A 22,222-nucleotide genomic window follows, 5' to 3' on the forward strand; every position below is an offset into this window, starting at 1 on the left:
GTGGTTCACCTCCGGTAATGCCCGAAGCGCCCAAAGAGTTCAGTCACGAGGTCGAGAACCTCATCGCGTCCTTCCGCGGCCTGCCGGAGGAGGATAGCCGGTCGCGTCACCGCAAGACGCAGGACCTCGGCAAGCTGATCGACGAGCTGCTGGTCAAATACCGCATCAGCCACGACTCGCTGGAGCACTCGATCCGGGAAAAGTGGGCCGAACTCGTCGGCGTGGCCAACGCCACCTACTCGCACCCGGTCGTCGTCGAACGCGGCCAATTGCTGGTGCTGTGCTCGCACGCCGTGGTGCGCAACGAACTCTTCCACCACCGCCTCCAAATCCTCGAAAAGCTCCGGAAGCTGCCCGGGTGCGAAGGCATCAGGGGGCTGACGCTGCGGGCGGGGTAATTCGATTCCATGATCAATCCGAAGCTCGCGGAAGAAGTAGAGCTTGGCCGCCCGGCACGCTCGATAGGCGAACGCCTTTTCCGCGGCTCCCTTTTCTATTTCGTTTTCGTCGCGACGTTGAGCTGGGTTCTCCGGCTTTTCGGATCCGAGGAATACTGGGAGCGCAAGTTGGGAATCGTTGGGCACGTGTTGGGTGTGACGCTGGGGCTCAGCTTTTTCTACATGATCAACTACATGGCACTCCGCTTCACGCGAAACCGTTGGGTAAAGGCGGCTTGGTTCTCATTGCTGGGGTTCATCGCACTCCTGATCGCAACGCATATCCTGTGGCGATAGTCTCGCAAATTAGCGCTTGCCCGCCGCCCGGCCGGTTTGGTTAATGGCGGCTTGCGTTAGTGAGAGTCCGCTGGTCGCGGGCTCCCACCACGGTCAGTCCGGGCAACCGGACGGATAACGGTGCCGCCGGCCCTCCAAAAGCGGGCGGCACGAGGCGAAAGCCTCCAAAATGACCGCGCCATCAACAACATAAACCAATGTCACAACCCGTTAAGTCAGAAGTTATCGCCCAGTTCAAAACCCACGAGAAGGACACCGGCTCCAGCGACGTCCAGATCGCGCTGCTCACTGCTCGCATCAATCACTTGACCGAGCACCTGCGCACGCATCGCAAGGACTTCCACAGCCGCCGCGGCCTCCTCCAGATGGCGAGCCGCCGTCGTAAGCTGCTTGATTACCTCAAGCGCGAAGACCTCGCCAAATACAACGAGCTTCTCCAGAAGCTCAACCTGCGTAAGTAACCCGCTTTCACGAAAGGCGGCCCACCGTCGGGCCGCCTTTTGTTCACCTCGCGACCAGTTCACCGGGACATTTCCGCTTACTCCTTCCAAGGTGGAACGCGTTGACCCCAACGCGTTCAGGCAACCGAAGCCCCGCGCGTTGAGGTCAACGCGCTCCACCCAAGGGAGCAGTAATCCGAAATATCTCGGCAACTGATTCAGAGGGGAACGGAAACGGCCAATCGTTCGAACCCCGCTCCGCCTGCCGCCCTTTGCGGCCGAGGCGGCGCACCTACATCCGAAGTTAGATCAAATGAATCAGAAACACGTTATCGAAGTGCCCGGCTTGGGCATCAAGTTCTCCACCGGCACCTACGGCAATCTCGCCGGCGGCGCCGTCATCGTCACGGTCGGTGAGACCAACGTCATGGTCACCGCCTGCGCCGCGCAAACCATGCGCCCCGGCCAGGACTTCTTCCCCCTGACGGTCGACTACCGCGAAAAATACGCCGCGGCCGGCCGCTTCCCCGGCGGCTACTTCAAGCGCGAAGGCCGTCCGTCCGAGAAGGAAATCCTCACCTCGCGCCTCTGCGACCGTCCCTGCCGCCCCCTCTTCCCGGAAGGCTTCCTCAATGAAGTCCAGATCATCGGCCAGCTCCTGTCGGCCGACCAAGTCAACGACTCCGACATCTCGATGGTCAACGGCGCCAGCGCCGCCCTCGCCATCTCCGACATTCCGTGGGCCGGCCCGATCGGCTGCGTCCGCGTCGCGTTGATCGACGGCGCGTTCGTCGCCAACCCGACGATCGAGCAGATGTTCTCCTCCACGCTCGACCTCATCTACGTCGGCACGAAGAAGGACATGCTGATGATCGAAGGCTCGGCCGACCAGCTGCCCGAAGAGGAGTTCATCAAGGCCCTCGAATTCGGTCACCAAGCCATCCAGCCGATCATCGCCGCCATCGAGGAGCTCGTCGCCAAGTGCGGCAAGCCGAAGGCGCAGTTCGCCCTCGTCGGCGCCACGCCCGAGGCCCGCGCCATCATCGAGCGCGTCGTCCCGGCCGACCGCCTCGCCACCGCCATCTTCGGCAAGGAAAAGGCTGCCCGCAGCGCCGCCGTGAAGGTTCTCAAGGAGGAGGCCAAGGCCGCCCTCACCGCCGAGCTCGGCGCCGACAAGTTCACCGACGTCGACCTGAACGTCGTGTTCGAAGACCTGCAATACAAGGCCTACCGCCAGACCGTCCTCACCAAGGGCGTCCGCGCCGACGGCCGCGGCCAGAAGGACATCCGTCCGCTCCACGCCGAAGTCGGCGTTCTCCCCCGCGTGCACGGCTCCGCGACCTTCCAGCGTGGCGACACGCAGAACATCGCCATCACCACCCTCGGGCCCACCAAGGTAGCCCAGGAAATGGACGGCCTCACCGTCGGCGCGACCTCCAAGTCGTTCTTCCTTCACTACTACTTCCCGCCGTTCTCCGTCGGCGAAACCGGCCGCTTCACCGGCCCCGGCCGCCGCGAAATCGGCCACGGCGCCCTCGCCGAGCGCTCGCTCGTCCCGGTGCTCCCGCCCGAGGACGTGTTCCCCTACTCCATCCGCGTCGTCTCCGAGATCATGGCCTCCAACGGCTCGACCTCGATGGCTTCGATCTGCGGCGGCTGTCTCTCCCTCATGGACGCGGGCGTGCCGATCATCGCCCCGGTCGCCGGCATCTCCTGCGGTCTCATGACCCAGAACAACGCCGAAGGCGGCATCGAGAAGTGGGTCACGATCACCGACATTCTCGGTGAGGAAGACCACTTCGGCGACATGGACTTCAAGCTCGCCGGCACCACCAAGGGCATCACCGGCTTCCAGCTCGACCTCAAGATCAACGGCCTGCCCTTCGAGATCGCCAAGACCGCGATCTTCCAAGCCCGCGACGCGCGCATCGAGATCCTGAAGACCATGCTCGCCGCCCTCCCGGCGCCGCGCAAGGACCTCAGCACCTACGCCCCCCGCATCCAGACGATCCAGATCGATCCCGAAAAGATCGGCCTGCTCATCGGACCCGGTGGCAAGACGATCCGCCGCATCACCGAGACGACCGGCGCGCAGATCGACATCGCCGAGGACGACTCCGGCAAGGTGTTCATCTACTCGAACAATGCCGACGCGATGAACCGCGCCGTGCAGGAGATCGACGCCCTCTGCGGCGGCGGCGCCCAGATCGAGATGAACAAGATCTACACCGGCCGCGTCACCGGCACGAAGGAGTTCGGCGCGTTCGTCGAGTGTCTCCCGGGCAAGGAAGGCCTCGTGCACATCTCCGAGCTCGCGGACTTCCGCGTCCGCCGCACTGAAGACGTCGTCAAGGTCGGCGACTCCATCACCGTCAAGTGCATCGGCATCGACGAGCGCTCCGGCAAGGTCCGCCTCAGCCGCCGCGCCGCGATGAAGGACCTCGAGCAGCAGAAGCAGCCCGCGGCCGACGCCGCCCCGGCTCCCGCCGCTCCGGCCGCCGACGCCCCCGCGCAATCCTAACGCAACCGGTAGGGGCGGTTGCCCCAACCGCCCTCTTCCGCATCGAAGCCGCGACTCACGTCGCGGCTTTTTCTTTGCCCCCACGGGGACGCCCACCTGCCCCGCGCCACCGCGACGCCCGCGGCCCAGCCCCGATGAATTTGCCGTAATACGGCAAATTCATCGGGACGCGCGCTCGCGTGCTTCGACGCAATTCCGCGCGTGCAACCCGGCGCGCTCTTTCGCTAAACCTCTCCCGAATGACCCGTGTTTTCGTCTCCGGCTGCTACGACATTCTGCACGCCGGTCACGTCCAGTTCTTCCGCGAAGCCAAAGCCCTCGGCACGCACCTCACCGTGACCTTCGCCGGCGCCGACGTGCTCTGGCAGCACAAGCAGCGCCGCAGCTCGCTGCCCGACGACCATAAGCGCGCCCTCATCGCCGCGCTCGACATGGTCGACGAAGTCATCGTCACCCACGGCACCGAGCACGGCCTCGACTTCAAGGACGACTTTCTGCGCCTCCGGCCCGACATCCTCGCCGTCACGGAGGACGACAAATACGCCGACCTGAAACGCGCCCTCTGCGCCCAAGTCGGCGCGCGCTACGTCGTCCTCCCGAAAACCCCGCCGCAATTCACGCCGGTCTCCACTTCCGAGATCGTCCGTTGGATCAAAGCGCCGAGCGAGGCGCCGTTGCGCATCGATTTCGCCGGCGGCTGGCTCGACGTCCCGCGCCACGCCCGCGCCGGCGGCTATATCGTCAACTGCGCGATTTCGCCGACCGTCTCCCTCCGCGACTGGCCCTACGAACACAAGGCCGGCCTCGGCGGCAGCGGCGCGTGGGCCTTGCTCAACGGCAAGGACGGCGTGGCCGCCGAACTCGACCTCGGCGTCGGTTGGCAAGACCCCGCCATCATTCGCGAAGGCGGCCTCTGCGCCTGGCGCAGCGGACCGAAGCCTGTCCTCGAAATCAAAACCGACGGCGCGCTTCTCGCCGGCAAACTCGCGCTCTATTGGACGGGCAAAGGCCACTGCACTCCTGCCATCGCCGACAGCGCGCGCGACTACGATGCGATTTACCGCGCCGGCCGGACGGCGCGTGATGCGGTGTGGAAAAGCGACTTCGCGCTCCTCGCCGACGCCGTGCGCCAGTCCTACGCCGCGCAACGCGCCGAAGGCATGGATCCCTTGCCCGGCGACGCCGCTGCGCCTGCCGCATCAGCGCTCGCCGCGTGCCGCCCGCTCGCATGGAAATACTGCGGCGGCGGCTTCGGCGGATATGCCGCCTATCTCTTCGCCACGCCCGCCGAGCGCGATGCCGCCTGCCGAACGCCGGGTTTCCGCCCGGTAGAGCCGTTCGGGCACGAGTAAGCCTTTGCCTCGCGACGTGGCCGCGGTAAGTTCCGAAATTCGCGTGTCCGTCCCGTCCCACAAGAAAGGCCTTCGCATCGTCGCCGCGCTCGAGGCGCTGAAGGGTGCGATCGTGCTCATCGTCGGCTTCGGGCTCCTCTCGTTGCTCGGCCGCGACCAAGCCGCTTTCGCGGAGCACCTCGTCGCGCGACTGCACCTGAACCCCGCGCACCACTACCCGCACATTTTCATCGAGGCGATGAGCAACGTGAACAACACGCACCTCGTGCTGCTCGCGTGCCTCGCCGCGCTGTATTCGGCTCTCCGCTTTGCCGAAGCCTACGGCCTGTGGCTGCAACGCCGCTGGGCCGAGTGGCTCGCGGCGCTCAGTGGCGCGATCTACGTGCCGGTCGAGATCTACGAGATTTTCCACCGCGTCTCCTGGTTCAAGATCACCGCACTCGTCGTGAACCTCGCCATCGTCGGCTACATGGTGTGGCTGCTCACTGAATCGCGCCGCCTCGGGCACATCGAAGCGAAAGAACTCCCCGACAAATCGTCGGCCTGACCGCGCCGCGCCTCAGGAGCGGAAGAAGGCGACCACGATCACCGCTAGGCCGAGCGCCACGCCCGCAGCGGCATAGCGGCCGACGTTTCGCTCGAAGTGAGTCGTTTTCACCGGCTCCTCCGCCGCCGCACCTCGGTCGACTCCGTGCACGTGCAACTCGTGCTGTCGACGCAGCGCGAGCGACCGCCGCGTCGAGCGCGCGAAGCCGCGCAGGAACACGCCCGCGATCAGCAACGTGAAACCGACCGCGAGCAACACGTCGCGCGAAAAGACCGTGCCCTCCCCGCTCATACTGCACCTCCGCCAACGACGACCTCCGCGCCGACGCGCAACACGCCGCACTTCGTCTCGTTGATGAAATTCGTGCCAAAACACACTCCTGTCGGATCCGTCGCGTCGCGCCGGTAGGTCGCCAGCGTCCGCAGCGGCTCCTTGCCGCGCTCGCCGGTGAGTTGGTCCGTGGTGGTGACGATGCAGCGGATGCTCTTGCCGGCGTTGCGCAGCACGACGTCGCCGATCCGCGCCGTGGGCCAGTCATCCTCCGCGAACGGCGCGCCGCCGCTCACGACGATGTTCGGGCGAAAACGATCCATCGGCACCGGCTCGCCGCCGTTTTCCTGGATGCAATCGTTCAGGTCCGCGAGCGAGGCCTCGCCCGCGATCAAGACCGGCACCGCATCGGCGAAGTTGAACACATCCCCCGGCCGGCCGGCTTTCTTCAGGACGTTCCGCTCGAACGCCGGACCGATCCGCACGAGCGACAGCCGGGCGCCGAGAAAACCGCTCAACCACTGCGCCGCTTCCGGACCGCAGTCCTCCGCCTGCAGATCGTTATGCTTCCAAACCGTCACACCGCGCAGCGGCGCGCCCGGGTCCGGCGCGCGCGCGATGGAGACCGAACCGGCGCCTTGCGCCGAGAGAGTCAGCCGCTCGGCGTCGAGCGCGGTCGCGATCTGCGCCATGCGCGCGTGAGTGCGCTGGGTGAGAAATTTGCCCGTCTCATCGACCACGAGAAACCGGCGATCGCCGACGAGCCCGAGCTCATCCACGTTCGCGACGTCGAGCGACAGACCGCGGCAGGACTTCACGGGATAGATGAACAGGCCGGAGACGCGGAGCATGGCGGTAGAGATAGCCGCAGATTGCCGTTCTGCTCGCAAAAGCAAAATCCCGCGTCGGTGCACTGCGCAAAGATTGTCGTGGGTGTGACGGTGCGCGGAGGCGTAGAATGCCGCCATGACAACGCGCGAAAAGTGGGGCCAAGCTTTGGCGATCCTCGGCGGATTGGCGGTGCTGGTAGGCGGCATCGATCCGCTCGACGGCGGGGTCGTCCTGTTCGCGGGCACGGCGCTGCTGGCCGCCGCGGCGTTCGTCTCCCCGGCGGACCGCACGGTGCAGCGCGCCCGGGCGACGAACTTCGCGCTGGCCGCGTTCGGCTTCGGCGCGATCGGCGTCCTGTCGAGTGGCGGCGGCGTCGGCGGAGCGACCGGGCGGCCCCTTTTCTGGGCGTTGCTGGGCCTGCCGCTCGTTGCGGGCTGGTCGCTGAGTTTCTGGGGCCGTGGTTCGCTGCGCTGGATGAACTGGCTGGGGTTGCTCGCAGGCGGCTGGTATCTGGCGCTGCCGTTGCTCGTGCTCCGCAAGAGCCGGACGAATCCGCACATCCTGTGGCCGGTCCTGATCGCCCTCGCAGTGTTCGGGCTCTTGACCGTGGTCGGTTGCGTCTGGCGCGTGCGCCAACGCCGGCCTATCGCCGGGAATACGTGACGAGGTAGAGCTGCGCGCCGGGCGCGGTGCGGAAATTCTTTGGGCGCGTGCCGCCGAGGCCGAAGCAGATCATCAACGTGTCGTCGATGAACTTGAAAAGGCACGGAATGGTGCGCCCGGCGTTGGGGCCGACGGCGCCGTGCAGCGTGAGATGGTGCGCCGTGTCTGCGTCGACGGTGAACGAACCGGTGTCCGCCGCGACGCCGCCGAAGCGCACGGTGTAGATACCGGCGTCGAGTTCGAACTCGGTTTGCTGGAGCACTTCCTGGGGCGCCTGCTCGCCGTCGAGTTCGGCGTAGAGCGGCTGCCAGCGGCCTTCGAGTGACGGAGAGTTCATCGTTTCAGCTCCGGAGCAGTGAGGCCCTTGGGCGTCTCTTCGATGAGACGCGGCTCGACGATCTTCTTGTCCGAGCCGGAGCCGAGCTTCTCGAGCTTGCGGCCGGTGACGAGGACGCGACCTTCGACGGACGTGACGGTGCTGTTGTAGGCGGTGACGGCCTGCGTGAGGCGCTGGCCGAGCGCGTCGAGGTTGTCGGCCACGGTGGCGATGCGCTCGTGCAGTTCGACGCCGAGGCGGCGGATCTCGTCGGCGTTTTTCGAGAGCGCCTCCTGTTTCCAACCGTAGGCGGCGGCCTTGAGGAGGGCGATGAGGGTGGCGGGCGAAGCGAGAATGACGCCGACGCTGGTGCCGCGCTCGAAGAGGTCGGGTTCGTAGCGGAGCGCGGCGGAGTAGAAGGCTTCGCCGGGGATGAAGAGAACGACGAACTCGGGGGCGGGCTGGATGGCTTTCCAGTAGGCCTTGTTGCCGAGCGCGTCGATGTGCGTGCGGACCGCGCGGGCGTGCTCGGCGAACTTGGCCTTCCGCACGGACTCGTCGGCGGCTTCGAGGGCCTCGAGGTAGGCCTGCATGGGTGCCTTGGCGTCGACGGCGATGGATTTGCCGCCCGGCAAGCGGACGATCATGTCCGGGCGGAACTCGCCGACGGCGGTCTGCTGGATGAAGTCGACGTTCTCGACCATGCCGGCGAGCTCGACGACGCGCTGGAGCTGGAGCTCGCCCCAGCGGCCGGCGGTGGAGGTGGAGCGAAGCGAGCGCGAGAGCTTGGTGGTCTCGGATTGGAGCGAGGCGCTGGTGGAGGCGAGGCCCTTGAGCTGTTCCGAGAGGGAGCCGTAGGCCTCAGTGCGGGCCTTCTCGAGAGCGACGATTTTCGTGTCAACCTTGTCGAGGGATTCGCGGATCGGCTTCACGAGGGACTCGCCAGCGCGCTTGAGGAATTCGTCGTTGTTGCGGCTGAGCGCGTCGGCGGCGAGGGCCTTGAAGGTGTCGGTCAACTGCGTCTGCGCGCGCGCGAGGGCGTCGCGTTCGGCGGTGAGCAGCGTGTCGAGGCGGGACTTGTCGGAGGCAAGGGCGGCGATCTGGGTGCGGAGGTTGGACAGCTCGACCTGGGCGGCGGCCAGTTGCTCGACGGCGAGGCGTGCGCGCTCGGCGACGGCGGCGGAGCGCGAATGCGCATAGAACCAGCCGAGTCCGCCCGCGAGCGCGGCTGAGATGAGCGCGATGACGATTTCGATCACGCGCGGAGTGAAGCCCTGATGCGACACGCGGGCAAGCGCGCAGCCGAGCGGCGGAGTCGCGACCGCAGATCGGCCCGTCCGCAGCGGACACGAGGGAACGAGTAACCTATTAGGTGACCGGTATCGGCGGCCGCATCCTCGCTTGTGGCGCTGGCGGGCCGGATGAGACGCGGGCGAGCGGGCCGGACCCGCTGCGGCCCGGGCGAATCACTTCCCGAACGGGTTGCCGGAGTTGCTCGGATCCTTGGCGGGGAGGTAGATCGTGAAGCGCGTGCCTTCGCCGAGCTTGGTCTTCACTTGGATGAGGCCGCAGTGATGCTTCACGAGGCGGACGACGATCGCGAGGCCGAGGCCGGTGCCGGACTGAGCCTTCGTGGTGAAATACGGCTCGAAGATGCGCGAGAGCACGTCCTGCGGAATGCCGGGGCCCTGATCGATGACGGAGAGAGCGACCAACGGCGCGTGGTTGGCGAAGGACTCGAGGTTGATGAAGCGCTCCTCGGGCGTGTCGCGGAAGGTCTCGATCTTCAGCGGGTCGTCGTAGCGCTCGGCGGCGATCCACACGGTCTGCGGGCGCTCGGCGCTCTGGAATGCGTTCACCGTGAGGTTGAGGAGAATCTGAATCAGCTCGGTGCCGCCGATTTGCGCGGAGGCGTCGCGTTCGAGGTATTTGGCGGAGAGCTTGCCGCCGCGCAGGCTCGGGTGGCCGCGCATCAGCGTGTGCACGTCGTCGATGACTTGGTTGACGGAAACCTCGGGGGCTTGCGCGCTGCGCTTGTTCACGAAGCGCAGGTAGCGGCGCGTGATGGCGGCGCAGGTGTTGACCTGCTTGGCGAGGAGATTGACGTCCTCGCGCACGGCCTGAAGGTCGGCGCCGTAGAGCGAGCCGACGCTGTCGAGCTTGTGGCGGAGGAGTTCGACGTAGCCGGTGATGACGGTGAGCGGGTTGTTGATGTCGTGCAGCGCGCCGGCGTAGATCTCGGTCGTGGTGCGCGCCATCTCCTCCTTCACGGAGGCGTCGTTGAGTTGCTCGCTGAGGGCCTTCAGGCGCTCGGAGGTGGAGGAAACGGTTTCCGAAATCCGGCGCAGGTGCAGCGCGCGCGTCACGGCTTCGCGAATCGTCGAAAGATCGAACGGCTTGCTCAGGTAATCGCACGCGCCGAGCCGCAGCGCCTGGCGCGCGGTCTCGATCGTTTCGTAGGCGGTGAGCATGATAACCTCGATGTGCGGATCGATGGCCTTGAGGCCGCGGAGCACGTCGATGCCGGACTTGCCGGCCATGCGGATATCGAGGATCGCCAGCTGCACCGGGTGCGCCTTGGCGTAATCGAGCGCCTTGTCGCCGTTCTCGACCGCGTGGACGTTGAAATCCTGCCGGAACACCATCCGCAACGAGTGCCGCGGGCCCTCCTCGTCGTCGACGATCAGGAGCGTCGGGAGCGTGGAAGGTGCGGTGACGTTGGCGGGGACGGTGGACACGGACGCGGGGGCGGCGAGCATGAGTGCGCGAGGGCGGATTAGAACTTGTAGCCGAGGGAAAGCGAGAAGGCGTTGATCGAGTTCTTGTAGGAACCATCGGCCGTGCCGCCGAGGAGGTTGGCCGGGCTGCCCGTGACGCGGCGCGAGTCGCCGGTCGCGTATTGCCAGGCGAAGTCCGCCGAGAAGGCCGGGCCGCGGTAGCCGACGCCGAGCGAGTAGAAGGTCTTGTCGCTGTCGGGCACGGCGGGCGTGTAGGTGGCGTCGGGCGTGTTGTTCTCCGTGTAGCAAATGCCGCCCGAGACGTTCCAGCCGCCGCTCAGGTAGCGCGTCGCGCCGAGTTCGTAGAAGGTGCCGGACTCCCAGTTGAACGGGAGCGGCTGGTTGCCCGAGGCCTTGTTGACGGTGACGACGTTGAAGCGATCCCAGTTTGTCCAATCGATGTTCGCCTCGATGTTCCACTGTGGCGTGGGGCGGAACGACCAGCCGACGATCACAACTTCCGGGAAATCGAAGGTGGCGTTTGCCGGCTCGCTGGCGACGAGCGGGATCGTGGACGAGGTGCCTTCGAGCTTCACGCGCGTGCGGCTCTGGTAGCTGAGGCCGAACTGGTGGCGCTCGTTGATTTTCCAGAGGAGGCCGGCGTTGAAACCGAACGCGTGGCCGTCGCCCTCGAAGCGAAACAGGTCGTTCGGTGCGAAGACGCCGAGGGCGCGGTTGAGGTTCGTCGAGACGCGATTGTAGGTCGCGCTGAGGCCGAGCGAGACTTCCGGCGAGACCTGCCACGCACCGGTGAAATTGAAGGTGCGGAACGTCTGCTCGTTCTTCAGCGCGAAGGTGCGCAGCGGGGACGAGTTGGGCCAATCGCTCTTCAAGCCGAAGGGCGCGTAGACGCCGATGCCGTAGGCCCACGGGGCGCCGGCGGGCTTCCACGTGACGTAGACGGCGGGCACGGTGACGTAGTCATCGTTCATCGACGCCGAACCGGCGGCACCCGAATAGTCGGACGAGAGCGCGACTTCGTAGATGTTGCCGGCGAACTGCGTGCCTTCGAGCTGGGCGATGCCGGCCGGGTTATAGTAGAGCGCGCTGGGATTGTCGGCGGTGGCGACGAAGGCGTTGCCGCGCGCGGTGGCGAAGGCGTCCTTGAAACCGACGCGCGTGCCGGAGGCCAGCGCGGCGGGCGCGGCGGCCAGGAGAACGAGGGCTCCGCCCAGCGACGCAACGAGTGCGCGGGCGGTGCGAGGTGATGTGACCGGAATCATGCTTAGCGTGGGAGAGGTAACCGAATCGTGAGATCCGCATCGCCCGGCGTGAGCCGCGGCTGAATGTCGAGGTGTCCCTGATGAGCCTCGATCACTCGGCGGGCGATGGTCAGGCCCAGACCAACGCCGGTGTTGCGAGTAGTGAAAAACGGTTCGGTGGCACGCGGCGCCGCGTCGGCGGCGAAACCGCTGCCGCTGTCGCGGAAGCGCATGATCAGCTCGGCGCGGCCGTCGGCGGTGGGCGCGGCGTTCAATCCCACGCTCACGCGGCGCGCGCCGTCGGCGCTCGATTGCAGGCCGTTGAGAAAGATCTCTTGGAACGCATGCGCGAGGCTGGCGCGGTTGCAGCGCAGCATCACGGGCGGGATGTCGCTCTGGATGTCGAGCACCGCCTCGCCGCCGGCGTAGGCGCGGGATTTTTCGAAGGCCGCGCGCAGGATGTCGTCGAGCGGGACGAGTTCCGCAGGCGCCTGCTCGGAACGCGCGAGGAGCAGCATCTGGTCGGTGAACCGCTGGATGCGCTGCGTCTCGCGCGCGAGCGCGGTTTTCAGCGACTCCCGGAAATCCGCGTGCTCGATCTCGGCGTCGAAGAGCTGCGCGTGGGTCGTGAGCGGCACGAGCGAGTTGCGGATCTCGTGCGCGAAGCGGCGCGCGATGAGCGAAATCAGCTTCAGGTTCGACGACTCGATCTCAGCGCGCTGCGCGGCGCGGATCTTCGTGAAATCCTCGAGGAGCAGAAGCGCGGTCTGCGGGAGCTTGCTGCCGCTCTGGCGCAGCGGGATGACCGTGGCGCGGAACACGCGGGCAGCCGCGCCCTCGCCCATCTCGTGGAAGAACGGCTCCACCTCGACGCCGCGCTCGCTGGCTTCGTGGAGTTTCGCGGCGATCGCGGCGGGCAGGTCGTGGACGTCGAGCTGGGTGGCGGCGTCGCCGCGGAGGAAGGTGATGATCGCGCGATTCGCGTAGACGAGCTGCTGCGCGGGACCGAGCACGAGCGCGCCAACGGTGAGGCCGTTCAGCACGCTGGCGAAGAGCCGGTGGCTGCCGACGAGTTGATGGTGCAGCCAGCTGTTCTTCACCGCGAGGCCGAGCTCCTCGAGCAGATGGTAAACGAGCAGCAGCTCCTCGTCGCTGAACTCGCCGCCGGTGATCCGGCCGCCGAGGACCGCGACGCCGAGCGTGCGCTCGCGGTCGTTGACCGGGATGGCGACCTGGCCGCCGAGCACCTCGAACTCGCGCGCGAGCTTCGGGTCGACGAACGGCGCGGACGAGCCGGCGGGCGAGCGGAGGATCTGCGGGTTTTGCGAGAGCTGGCGCCCGAGCCCGCTGCGGCGGGTCAGCGCGAAACACTCGACGAGATCCGCGGACAGGCCGATCGCCGCGGCGCAGGGCAGCGCGGAGTTTTCCCCGCGCGCAGTGCCCGGCAGGGCGTCGGCCGCAGGCGCTTCGAGGAAGATGGCGATGCGCGAGACGCCGACGACTTCGCGGAGTTTCAGGATGAAGTGGTGCGTCAACTGCCGGTAATCGAGCGAGTAGCCCAGCACCTGCGAAAAATCCCGCAGCACTTCGAGCGCAGAGGACAGCGCGGCAGCCTTGGCATTGAGCCGGTTCGGCGCGAACACGGGCGCCGAATCGCCGCCGCCCGAGCCCGCGGTCACGGCCGCGCGAGCGGTCAGGCGCGTGAGATTGGCGGCCAACGCGGCCACATCCAGCGGTTGAAAGAGCACGCTGTCCGCGCCGGCGGCGAGCAGCCGCGCCTGCGCCTCGACCGTCGTGCCGGCCGGAGCCACGACCACGACCGCCAACTGGGGGGCTACGGCCCGTGCGGCGGCGAGCGACTGGGCGAATTCCGCGTCCACACGCGCCGGCACGAACAGGCCGGCTTCAAAAGCCCCGGCGGTGAGTGGTCCACGAGCGTCCCCGACGGAGGACCGCTGATGGATTTGGAAGTCGGCGGACGAAGCCAGCGCCGTTTGGAGAAGCAGCGCCGAAGGGGAATCGTCGGTAATGAGGAGAAGCCGGGTCACTTCCTGTGAGTGCGTCGAGGAGACGGACGCTCGCCAATCGAAGCAAGCGTGAACTCCTGTGAACAAACCCGGAAATCTCCCTAGCAGCGTGACTTGCTCGTTGCATCAGCTTGGGAAATTCTCTCTTTTTCGGGGCGCGGGCCGATTCAGATGATTGCGGATTCTTCGAGTGTCCACACCGGACAAATTCGGACGGACTACGTCTATTTTCCCAGCCGGACGGGGCTGAAGGTCGCGGCGTGCCTCGACCACACCGGCCAGCTCGCCAGCCGCCCGTGGGTGGTGATCGCCCCGAAATACGGCGAGACCAAGAAAAACAACCTCCAGCTGGCCTATTATCTCGCGGCGAACGGCCTCAACGTCCTCCGCTTCGACCAGACCAACCACGTCGGCGAGAGCGAGGGTCGCATGCAGGATTTCAGCCTGCCGGGCGCGGTCGACGACATCATCGCCTGCTACGACTTCCTCGCGGAAAAGGGCTATGCGCGCGAAGCGGTGCTCGTCTCGAACAGCCTCTCCGCCCGCTGCGCCTTCCGCGCCGCAGTCACGGAAACCCGGATCACCCGCCTCATCAGCGTCGTGGGCGTGGTGAACATGCAGCACACGCTGCGCGAGGTTTACCGCGAGGACATCTTCGGGACCTTCCTGCAAGGCCGCCACTGGGGCCTGACCGACATTCTCGGTTTCGACATCAACGGCGAAATCTTCCTCGGCACCGCGGTCGATACCCGCATGCACGATTTGGAGGGCACGGTCGCCGACATCGCGAAGCTCAAGGTGCCGCTGATCTATTTCTTCGCAATGAACGACGCTTGGGTCGCCCACGGCGATGTCGTTCGCGCCACCGAAAATCAGCCGCTCGCCAAGCTCGTCGCCGTCGAAGGCGCGATGCACGAGGTCCGTGAGAATCCCCGCGCCGCCGAGCAGGTTTTCCGCCGTGTCGTCTGGGCCTGCCTCAGCGAGCGCGACTATCCCGGCGACGATCAAGCCAAGCTCCAGGTGCCCGACAAGAAGCTCGTCATCGCGCAGAACAAGGACGAGCGCGAGCGCCTCCGCCGCTCCGAGGCGCCCGCCGAGACCGAGACGAATTTCTGGTCCGGCTACCTTGAGAAATACTCCGTCCTCGAGAAATCGCAGGACTACCGCGACTACATGGAGCTGCTCGGCCGCCTCTGCGCGTTCCGCCCCGGCGCCGCCGTGCTCGATGCCGGCTGCGGCAACGGCATGTTCGGCCGCTGGGTGCTGCACGAGACCATCCGCCAGCGTCGCGTGAAGGCCGCTGCACCGGAAGCGCCGTCACTCTACGTCGGCCTCGAGCTGACCGAACGCGGCCTGAACGACGCCCTCGGCAACCACCTCACCACGCTCGATCGCGATCGCGCCGAAGTCGCGCGCGGCGGCCCGCCGGGCATGGGTTATCTGCGTTTCGACTTCAACGACCTCGGCGATGCCAGCGGCGCCCCTCGCCTGCCCTTCGCCGACGGCACGTTCGACGTCGTGTGCTGCAGCCTCGTGCTCTCCTACCTGAAACGCCCGCAGCTGCTCCTGCGCGAACTGCACCGCGTCGCCAAACCCGGCGCTGTGCTCGTGGCGTCGAGCATGAAGCCGCACTGCGACATGTCGGCGATCTACCGCGATTTCATGGACCAGCAGGCCTCACCCGAGGAGCTGGAGCGCGCCCGCAACCTCCTGCGCGCCGCCGGCAAGATCCGCCTGAAGGAGGAAGTCGGCCACTACGCGTTCTTCAGCGACACGGAGCTCGCCGGCCTCGTGCTCGAAACCGGTTTCAGCGTGCGCGAGAGCTTTCACTCGCTCGGCAACCAGGCGGTGGTTATCAAGGCCCAGAAGTGAGCGGCTATCTCGCCATCTCCTCGTTCCTGAATTTCCTGGGAGCTGGCATTCTCGCGTTCGCCGTCGTCGCCCGCGGACGGCAGGATAGCATCAACATCCGGTTCGGCGTCTTCGCGTTCTTCACCGGCTGCTGGTCCGCGGCCTACTTCCTCTGGCAAATCGCCGACGACGCCACGCACGCGCTGTTCTTCACGCGCCTGCTGATGCTGTTCGCGTATTTCGTGCCGGTCGCGTTCTTCCATTTCATCTCGGAACTCTGCGGCGAGGACCACCGCTGGTGGGTCCGCGGCGGCTACGTGACCGCCATCGTGCTGGCGTTGGTGAATTTCACCCCGCACATGGTGGCGGGCGTCGGCCCCATGATGTCGATGCCTTACTGGCCGCGGGCCGGTTCGCTCTACTGGGTTTATCTGACGCTCTTCGGCGCGTTCACCCTCCAAGCCGGCTACCTGCTGATCAAGCACCTCCGCGCGGCCACCGGCGGGCGCGCCACGCAGCTCCGCAACATCCTGCTCGCCTCGATCGTCGGCTTCAGCGGCGGCGCAACAAACTTCCCTCTCTGGTATGGCGTGAAGCTCGCCCCGTTCGGCAACCTGCTCATCTTCCTCTACCTCGTGATCATGGCGCACGCGGTGTCGCGCTACCAGCTGCCGCTCGTCACCTACGACTTCGTCCACGCCACCGTCCAGCTCGGCATCGCGGTCACGCTGGGCGTCTTCTACCTGCTGCTCATCGCGACCATCGGGCCGCCGCTCGGCTACGAATTCGGGTCGGTCGAACTGCTCACCCACTTCCTCGTCTGCATCGTCATCTGCCTGTTCTTCCTCTGGGCCGCGCCTCGATTGCAACGCGCCACCGATCGCATCCTCGCGCAAACTTACCTCCGCCGCCGCCAGGGCCAGCAACAGGCGCTCAAGGAATTCGGCGTCCGCCTCGTCTCGCTCGGCAGTGAACAGGAAATCTTCGAAAACACCGCGCGCGAGATCGCCAAGGCCTTCAACCTCGAAGCCGCCGTCGCCTACGCGCGCACCGAATTCGACCGCGACTACCAGCTGCGCGCCGTGCACGGCTGGCCGCGCGCGCCGCAGATTCTCCCCATCGATTTCGCCCTCACACGCGTGTTCCAGGAACGCCCGGGCCCGCTGTTCTTCGATGGCTCGGAAGTCGAATTCGCCCCCGACGTCGTGCAGGCCCTGGCCACTTGGCGCGAAAAACTCCCCGTCGAGGCCGCCTTCCCCATCGCCAGCGACGACTTCATCTCCGGCATCCTCCTCCTCGGACCGCGCGAACGCGGCGAACGCTACACCGAAGCCGAGATCACGCTCCTCGAGTCACTGTGCCTCCAGGTCGCCGTCACGCTCCGCGCCCGCCAACTGGAGCGCCGCGCCAGCCAGACCGAGAAACTGATCGCGCTTGGCACGCTCGCCGCCGGCCTCGCCCACGAACTGCGCAACCCGCTCACCTCGATCCAGACCTTTTCCGCGCTGCTGAAGGAGAGCCGGCCGGATCCAGACTCGCTCCATGAATTCAGCGGCGTCGTGCAACGCGACGTGAACCGCATCGCCAGCATCGTCGAAAACGTCGCCGCCTTCGCCGAGAGCAACAAGGTCGAGATGACCGCCGTCAGCCTCGCCGAAGTCGTCCGCACCGTCGCCGAGATCATCCGCCCCGAGGCCGACCGCGTGCACGTCGTGCTCTCGCTCGAAGCCGTCTCGCAGCTGCCGCCGGTGCGCGGCAACCACAGCCAGCTGCTCCAGGTCTTCCTCAATCTCTCGCAAAACGCGCTCCAAGCCATGGAGCCGAAGGGCGGCGGCCAGCTGAAATTCTCGCTCGAGCTTCGCACCGCCGACGTGCCGACACCACAGCTCTGCGCCAGCGTCAGCGACAACGGCCCGGGCATCGACCCGAAAGTCCAGCCGCGCATCTTCGAGCCGTTCACGACCACGAAGGCCACCGGCGAACGCCGCGGCAAACACGGCATGGGCCTCGGTCTCGCGATCGTGAAGCGCATCGTGCAGCACCACCACGGCGAAATCCAAGTCGCCAGCACGCCCGGTCAGGGCACCACTTTCCGCGTCTACTTGCCGCCCGCGTAACCGATGTCCGCCGCCGCCACCATTCCCGTCAACGGCCCCGCCGCGCTCCGCGCCCTCGCGCGCGCGTTCGGGCAATTCGACAACTTCGACCGCTTCGTCGCCGGTCTGCAGGCCGCGCTCGACCGCTCGCCGACCTTCGAGCATTCGCTCATCGCGCTCGACCGCGGCATCGCGGAAGGCGTCTCGCGCTTCCCGCCCGCCACGCTCTCGCTCCCGATCATGAGCGACGCCGGCAACCTCGGTGCGTTGCAGGTCGGCGTGGACCAGCGCCGGCCGTTCGCCGCGGAAGACCTTCACCTGCTCGCGGGCCTCGCCGACTTCCTCGGCGCCGCACTGTCGCAGGCGCAGCGCGCGCAGGACGCCGCGCGCGGCCGCGAACTGCTGCGCCTGTTGCTGAATCAAGCGCCCGTCGGCATCGCCGCCTACGGCCTGGATCGCCGTCCGATCGTCGCCAACGAATCCGCCGTCCGCTGGCTCGGATCCGCGACGCTGCCGTTCGCGGACTTCGAGACCGGCACGGAGAACTTCCACCTGCGTGCCGACGGCAAACTCGTCTATGGCGAAGTCCGCCGCGCCCCCGACGCGGGCGGCGTGTGGATTCTCGTGCTGCAGGACCTCACGCCGGACCAGAGTCGGCTGATGGACGGCTTCCAGCGCGAGGTGTTCCGCGCGCTGGCGGGCAACCAACGTTGCGGCATCGCGCTCGTCGAAAGCGCCGATCCGCAGAACGGCGTCCTCCGCCGCCTGCCGGCCGTGCGCGCCGCGCTCCAGAATTCCGAAATCGCCGGACCCTACGACGCCCACCGCATCGGCCTCGTGCTCGCCGGCGGCGGCCTCGCGCTCCGCGCCCGCCTGAGACAGGTGCGCGGCGCTTTCGCCGGAGTGCCCGGCTTGCGCCTGAGTTACTCCGAACTCGGTCGCGACGGCCGCACGCCGGACGCGCTCCTTGCCTCCGCCCTGCAACGCTCCGGTCTCTACGACGAGTTGCTGCGCCCCGCCGTGCTCGTGCAGGATGACAATCCCGCCGTCGCCGACACGCTCGCCATGGTGCTCGGCCGCGACTTCCACGTCGTGAAGAGCCCGAACGCCGACCGCACGCGCGCGCTGCTCGTCGACGAGACGTTCGAAGGCCTCGTCATCGAACTCGATCCTCGCGCCGGCCCGTCCGGCGCCGAGCTCGCGCGAGAGGCCCGCCTGCTGCAACCCGGCATTCAGTCTTTCCTCACGACGATCGGCGAAGCCGCCATTCCGCCCGCGACGACCGACGCGACCGTGGTCGAAAAACCGTTCAACGTCGCCGCGCTGACCGCGCTCGTGCGCGAAAAGCTCGCGCCCCAGTCCTAGTCGCTCCGCGCGTTCAACGCGCCGCGGCGCCGCGCGAGAAAATCTCGCTGATGATGTCCTCGAGCGGGACATCCTGGATTGTGATATCGTCCACCGCGCCCTGCTGGAGGATTTGCTGGCACACCGCCGTCACCTGCTCGCTCGGCACGTGGAGGAGAATCTCGCCGTCTTCGCACGTCTTCGCCTCGCCGGAGCTTGGTTTCCAATCCGCCGGGAACGCGCCGTCGCGCGGCTTGAACTTGATGATGCGCTGCCGCGCGCCCGCGCCCGCGATGCGGTCGAGGTTGCCGTCGTAGATCTTCTTGCCGTGGTCGATCACGATCACGCGTTCGCAGAGCTGCGAAATATCGGCCATGTAGTGGCTCGTGAGCAGGATCGTCGTCTTGTTCTTCCGGTTATAGGAGCGGAGGAAGTCGCGGACGTTCTTCTGCGACACGACGTCGAGGCCGATCGTCGGCTCGTCGAGGAACAGCACGCGCGGGCGATGCAGGAGCGCCGCGATCAGCTCCATCTTCATGCGCTCACCGAGCGAGAGCTCGCGCACCTGCACGTTCAGCTTGTGACCGACGCCGAGCAGTGCGACCAACTCGTCGAGCGTCTGCTGATACTCTTTCGGCTCGAGCCCGTAGATCGCGCGCAGCAGGAAAAACGACTCGAGCGCCGGCAGGTCCCACCACAGCTGGTTCTTCTGGCCGAGCACGAGCGCGAAGAGCCGGCGGTAGGCGTTCTCGCGCTTCGACGGATCGAAGCCCGCCACGCGCGCCTGGCCGCTCGTGGGATAAATGAGACCCGACAGCATCTTCAACGTCGTGGTCTTGCCCGCGCCGTTCGGTCCGAGGAAGCCGACGAATTCGCCCTCCTTGATCGAGAAACTGATGTTGTCCGCCGCGCGCGTCTCCTCGAAATCGCGTTTGAACAAGCCCGTCACGCCGCCCCAAAAACCGGGCTTTTTCTTGTAGGTGCGGAAGACGCGCGTGAGATTTTCGACTTCGATCATCGGGCCGGGCAGTGAAGACGGATTGCCGCCAAACGCAACCGCAGCGTTGTGCCCGGCGCGACGTATCTTCAGACTGCGCGAATGTCAGATTCTTTGCCGCTTCTCGACCTCCACCGCCACCTCGACGGCAGCGTCCGTCTCGCGACGATCCTAGAACTCGGCCAAAAATTCGGCGTGCGGCTCCCGGGCGACACCATCGAGACGCTCCGTCCGCACGTGCAGATTCACGGCGCCGTGCAGGACCTCATCGCGTTTCTGCAGCGGCTTGACTGGATGGTCGGCGTGCTCGGCGACACCGACGCCTGCCGCCGCGTCGCGCGGGAAAACGTCGAGGACGCCCACCGCGAGGGCATCGCGTATCTCGAGCTGCGCTTCAGCCCGTATTTCATGGCGCAGGCCCACAACCTCGACCAGCGCGACGTTATCACCGCCATCGCGGAAGGCGTGCGCGAAGGCAGCCGCGCCACGGGAGTAAAGGTGAAGCTCATCGGCATCCTCAGCCGCACCTTCGGCCCGGAGAGTTGCACACGCGAGCTGGAGGCGCTCCTCGCGCACCGCGACTTGATCACCGCGCTGGACCTCGCCGGCGACGAGAAGAACTGGCCCGCCGAACTCTTCCGCGAGCACTTCAAGCGCGGCCGCGACGCCGGCTGGCACATCACCGTCCACGCTGGCGAAGCCGGCGGCGCGCCGAGCGTCTGGGCCGCCCTGCGCGAACTCGGCGCCACCCGCATCGGCCATTGCGTCCGAGCCGTCGACGATCCCGTGCTCATGGACTACCTGCGCGACCACCGCATCGGCATCGAGGCGAACCTCACGAGCAACATCCAGACGAACACCGTGCGCTCGCTCACCGAGCATCCGTTGAAGCAATTCCTCGCCCACGACCTACTCGCCACCATCAACACCGACGACCCCGGCGTGAGCGACATCGACCTGCGCCACGAACTCGAAGTTGCCGCGCCCGCCGCCGGCCTCACGCCGGCCGAGATTCTCCAAGCCCGCCGCAACGCCCTCGAAATCGCCTACCTCACGCCGGCGGAAAAAGCCGCGCTGCTGAAGTAGCAACCCCTGCAACCCTTCCCCGCCAACCCCGTCGCGCGCCAAGTAGCCCGGACGCCGAGTAACCTATTAGGTTACCGCGCGACGCCGCGCCGGTCGACGACACCGACGTCGTCCCGCGGAAACCGCCCGGACTCCGCGAATGAACGGACGACGGTGCTACTCGAGCCCCGAATTCGACGCCGCTTCCAGCGCTCGTAGTTCTTCCGCGCTCAGACGAAAGCCCGCCGCCGCGAAATTGTCGTCGAGTTGCGCCGGGCGGCTGGCGCCGATGATCGGCACGACCGGAAACGGCCGCGTCCACAGATACGCCAGCACGACCGCATTCGCGGTCACGCCGCGCGCCCGCGCCATCTCGCCCACCGCGCGCGCGAGCGCCTGATTCGCCGGCGTGTTGAATTCGTGCGCGGCGAAATCGCGCGGCTGCTTCTCGGGCGACAGCTGCGCCTTGGTGAAGAATCCCTTCGCCTGCGCCGTGTAGGGAATGACCGCCACGCCGCTCTCGACGTGAAAGGCGTGCACCGCCGCGTCCATTTTCACCCAGCCCGTGAAGCCCGGTTCCTTCGCCTGACGGCAACCGAGACACCAGAAGGGCTGGCTCGCCGTGAGCGTCTGCTGTCCGCTTCGCCGCGCGTAATCGTGCGCCGCCCGCAGTCGCTCCGCCGTCCAGTTCGAAAACCCGAACGCCCGCACCTTGCCCTCGCGCGCGAAGGCATTGAGCACGTCCACGAAATGCTCGACCGGCCGCGCCGGGTCGTCGCGATGCAGCCAATAGAGGTCGATCGTCTCGAGGCGCAGCGTCCGCAGACTCGCTTCGAGGTCGGAGCGGATCTCCGCGGCCGAACTGCGCGGCACGTGGACCGTCGCGAGGTCGGGATGCATGCCCTTGGTCGCGACGACGAGCCGTTCGCGAATGCCTCGTGCGCGCAACCAGTCGCCGAGCACGCGTTCGCTGCGGCCCTTTTCGCCCGGCAGCCAATCGGAATACATCCGCGCCGTGTCGATGAAATTGCCGCCGAGCGCCACGAACCGATCGAGCAACGCAAACGTCGCCGCGTCGTCAAGCGGCGCTCCGAATGGCACGCCGCCGAGGCACAGCGGCGAAACTTCGAGCGGAATCCCGGCGAGGCGAACGCGCGTCATCTCACCGAGCGAATCCGCGCGGGCTGCA

At 66.8% G+C, this 22,222-nt stretch carries 20 protein-coding genes; 11 read left to right on the top strand and 9 right to left on the bottom strand.

What is annotated here, in order from left to right; translation table 11 throughout:
• Nucleotides 1–17: 17 nt before the first annotated feature.
• From HZA32_19300 to HZA32_19325, 6 genes are all read left to right on the top strand, one after another.
• On the top strand, nucleotides 18–398 hold the full coding sequence (locus HZA32_19300; GenBank protein MBI5426226.1) for a DUF721 domain-containing protein: 381 nt from the start codon (nucleotides 18–20) through the stop codon (nucleotides 396–398).
• Nucleotides 399–407: 9 nt separating this feature from the next.
• A complete protein-coding gene (locus HZA32_19305) occupies nucleotides 408–734 on the top strand; it encodes a hypothetical protein (protein MBI5426227.1) in 327 nt (108 codons plus the stop codon).
• 197 nt (nucleotides 735–931) lie between these two features.
• Nucleotides 932–1,195 carry a 30S ribosomal protein S15 gene (rpsO, locus tag HZA32_19310; GenBank protein MBI5426228.1) on the top strand — a complete coding sequence of 88 codons (264 nt, stop codon included), beginning with the start codon at nucleotides 932–934 and terminating at the stop codon, nucleotides 1,193–1,195.
• Nucleotides 1,196–1,487: 292 nt separating this feature from the next.
• Nucleotides 1,488–3,695 (top strand): polyribonucleotide nucleotidyltransferase, encoded by a 2,208-nt coding sequence (pnp, locus tag HZA32_19315; protein MBI5426229.1) that lies wholly within the window; start codon nucleotides 1,488–1,490, stop codon nucleotides 3,693–3,695.
• A gap of 239 nt (nucleotides 3,696–3,934) precedes the next feature.
• Nucleotides 3,935–5,047, top strand: a complete 1,113-nt coding sequence (locus HZA32_19320; GenBank protein MBI5426230.1) for an adenylyltransferase/cytidyltransferase family protein — start codon at nucleotides 3,935–3,937, stop codon at nucleotides 5,045–5,047.
• Between the two features lie 43 nt (nucleotides 5,048–5,090).
• Entirely contained in the window at nucleotides 5,091–5,594 is a 504-nt protein-coding gene (locus tag HZA32_19325) for a DUF2127 domain-containing protein (protein MBI5426231.1), read from the top strand.
• Between the two features lie 12 nt (nucleotides 5,595–5,606).
• On the opposite strand, the gene HZA32_19330 is transcribed toward HZA32_19325, so the two are convergent.
• Together HZA32_19330 and HZA32_19335 are read right to left on the bottom strand one after the other, a co-directional pair.
• On the bottom strand, nucleotides 5,607–5,885 hold the full coding sequence (locus tag HZA32_19330) for a hypothetical protein (protein MBI5426232.1): 279 nt from the start codon (nucleotides 5,883–5,885) through the stop codon (nucleotides 5,607–5,609).
• Nucleotides 5,882–6,715: an MOSC N-terminal beta barrel domain-containing protein gene (locus HZA32_19335; GenBank protein MBI5426233.1), complete on the bottom strand. Its 834-nt coding sequence runs from the start codon at nucleotides 6,713–6,715 to the stop codon at nucleotides 5,882–5,884. Before HZA32_19335 ends, HZA32_19330 begins: the two co-directional genes overlap by 4 nt.
• Nucleotides 6,716–6,830: 115 nt before the next feature.
• Between HZA32_19335 and HZA32_19340 the strand changes: the two genes are divergently transcribed.
• A complete protein-coding gene (locus HZA32_19340; protein MBI5426234.1) occupies nucleotides 6,831–7,358 on the top strand; it encodes a hypothetical protein in 528 nt (175 codons plus the stop codon).
• Here HZA32_19340 and HZA32_19345 read toward each other — a convergent pair.
• From HZA32_19345 to HZA32_19365, 5 genes are all read right to left on the bottom strand, one after another.
• Entirely contained in the window at nucleotides 7,339–7,695 is a 357-nt protein-coding gene (locus tag HZA32_19345; GenBank protein MBI5426235.1) for a TIGR03067 domain-containing protein, read from the bottom strand. The two genes, HZA32_19340 and HZA32_19345, sit on opposite strands and share 20 nt — an antisense overlap.
• Nucleotides 7,692–8,933, bottom strand: coding sequence for a DNA recombination protein RmuC (locus HZA32_19350; protein ID MBI5426236.1), 1,242 nt, complete (start codon nucleotides 8,931–8,933; stop codon nucleotides 7,692–7,694). The genes HZA32_19345 and HZA32_19350 overlap by 4 nt, the downstream gene beginning before the upstream one ends.
• Nucleotides 8,934–9,140: 207 nt before the next feature.
• Nucleotides 9,141–10,433 (bottom strand): response regulator, encoded by a 1,293-nt coding sequence (locus HZA32_19355; GenBank protein ID MBI5426237.1) that lies wholly within the window; start codon nucleotides 10,431–10,433, stop codon nucleotides 9,141–9,143.
• Between the two features lie 17 nt (nucleotides 10,434–10,450).
• Complete coding sequence (locus tag HZA32_19360; GenBank protein MBI5426238.1) at nucleotides 10,451–11,674, bottom strand: outer membrane protein transport protein; 1,224 nt, start codon at nucleotides 11,672–11,674, stop codon at nucleotides 10,451–10,453.
• Nucleotides 11,675–11,676: 2 nt separating this feature from the next.
• Complete coding sequence (locus HZA32_19365) at nucleotides 11,677–13,701, bottom strand: hypothetical protein (protein MBI5426239.1); 2,025 nt, start codon at nucleotides 13,699–13,701, stop codon at nucleotides 11,677–11,679.
• 150 nt (nucleotides 13,702–13,851) lie between these two features.
• On the opposite strand from HZA32_19365, the gene HZA32_19370 reads away from it, so the two are divergent.
• Genes HZA32_19370 through HZA32_19380 form a run of 3 tightly spaced genes read left to right on the top strand, consistent with a single transcriptional unit; the run spans nucleotide 13,852 to nucleotide 18,992 of the window.
• Entirely contained in the window at nucleotides 13,852–15,552 is a 1,701-nt protein-coding gene (locus tag HZA32_19370) for a methyltransferase domain-containing protein (GenBank protein MBI5426240.1), read from the top strand.
• Nucleotides 15,549–17,648 (top strand): hypothetical protein, encoded by a 2,100-nt coding sequence (locus HZA32_19375; GenBank protein ID MBI5426241.1) that lies wholly within the window; start codon nucleotides 15,549–15,551, stop codon nucleotides 17,646–17,648. The genes HZA32_19370 and HZA32_19375 overlap by 4 nt, the downstream gene beginning before the upstream one ends.
• A gap of 3 nt (nucleotides 17,649–17,651) precedes the next feature.
• Nucleotides 17,652–18,992, top strand: a complete 1,341-nt coding sequence (locus HZA32_19380) for a hypothetical protein (protein ID MBI5426242.1) — start codon at nucleotides 17,652–17,654, stop codon at nucleotides 18,990–18,992.
• Between the two features lie 13 nt (nucleotides 18,993–19,005).
• Here HZA32_19380 and HZA32_19385 read toward each other — a convergent pair whose 3' ends face one another.
• Nucleotides 19,006–19,989, bottom strand: a complete 984-nt coding sequence (locus HZA32_19385) for an ABC transporter ATP-binding protein (protein ID MBI5426243.1) — start codon at nucleotides 19,987–19,989, stop codon at nucleotides 19,006–19,008.
• A gap of 81 nt (nucleotides 19,990–20,070) precedes the next feature.
• On the opposite strand from HZA32_19385, the gene add reads away from it, so the two are divergent.
• Nucleotides 20,071–21,054, top strand: a complete 984-nt coding sequence (gene add / locus HZA32_19390; GenBank protein ID MBI5426244.1) for an adenosine deaminase — start codon at nucleotides 20,071–20,073, stop codon at nucleotides 21,052–21,054.
• A gap of 156 nt (nucleotides 21,055–21,210) precedes the next feature.
• Here add and HZA32_19395 read toward each other — a convergent pair whose 3' ends face one another.
• On the bottom strand, nucleotides 21,211–22,194 hold the full coding sequence (locus HZA32_19395) for an aldo/keto reductase (GenBank protein ID MBI5426245.1): 984 nt from the start codon (nucleotides 22,192–22,194) through the stop codon (nucleotides 21,211–21,213).
• Nucleotides 22,195–22,222: the final 28 nt, after the last annotated feature.

The organism is Opitutia bacterium (genome assembly GCA_016217545.1).
Taxonomy (GTDB): Bacteria; Verrucomicrobiota; Verrucomicrobiia; order Opitutales; family Opitutaceae; genus Didemnitutus.

Bases quoted from the DNA above. Each gene is read 5' to 3' on its own strand.
- HZA32_19300 (MBI5426226.1), top strand. From the start codon at position 18: ATGCCCGAAGCGCCCAAAGAGTTCAGTCACGAGGTCGAGAACCTCATC.
- HZA32_19305 (MBI5426227.1), top strand. From the start codon at position 408: ATGATCAATCCGAAGCTCGCGGAAGAAGTAGAGCTTGGCCGCCCGGCA.
- rpsO (MBI5426228.1), top strand. From the start codon at position 932: ATGTCACAACCCGTTAAGTCAGAAGTTATCGCCCAGTTCAAAACCCAC.
- pnp (MBI5426229.1), top strand. From the start codon at position 1,488: ATGAATCAGAAACACGTTATCGAAGTGCCCGGCTTGGGCATCAAGTTC.
- HZA32_19320 (MBI5426230.1), top strand. From the start codon at position 3,935: ATGACCCGTGTTTTCGTCTCCGGCTGCTACGACATTCTGCACGCCGGT.
- HZA32_19330 (MBI5426232.1), bottom strand. From the start codon at position 5,885: ATGAGCGGGGAGGGCACGGTCTTTTCGCGCGACGTGTTGCTCGCGGTC.
- HZA32_19335 (MBI5426233.1), bottom strand. From the start codon at position 6,715: ATGCTCCGCGTCTCCGGCCTGTTCATCTATCCCGTGAAGTCCTGCCGC.
- HZA32_19340 (MBI5426234.1), top strand. From the start codon at position 6,831: ATGACAACGCGCGAAAAGTGGGGCCAAGCTTTGGCGATCCTCGGCGGA.
- HZA32_19345 (MBI5426235.1), bottom strand. From the start codon at position 7,695: ATGAACTCTCCGTCACTCGAAGGCCGCTGGCAGCCGCTCTACGCCGAA.
- HZA32_19355 (MBI5426237.1), bottom strand. From the start codon at position 10,433: ATGCTCGCCGCCCCCGCGTCCGTGTCCACCGTCCCCGCCAACGTCACC.
- HZA32_19360 (MBI5426238.1), bottom strand. From the start codon at position 11,674: ATGATTCCGGTCACATCACCTCGCACCGCCCGCGCACTCGTTGCGTCG.
- HZA32_19370 (MBI5426240.1), top strand. From the start codon at position 13,852: ATGATTGCGGATTCTTCGAGTGTCCACACCGGACAAATTCGGACGGAC.
- HZA32_19380 (MBI5426242.1), top strand. From the start codon at position 17,652: ATGTCCGCCGCCGCCACCATTCCCGTCAACGGCCCCGCCGCGCTCCGC.
- HZA32_19385 (MBI5426243.1), bottom strand. From the start codon at position 19,989: ATGATCGAAGTCGAAAATCTCACGCGCGTCTTCCGCACCTACAAGAAA.
- add (MBI5426244.1), top strand. From the start codon at position 20,071: ATGTCAGATTCTTTGCCGCTTCTCGACCTCCACCGCCACCTCGACGGC.
- HZA32_19395 (MBI5426245.1), bottom strand. From the start codon at position 22,194: ATGACGCGCGTTCGCCTCGCCGGGATTCCGCTCGAAGTTTCGCCGCTG.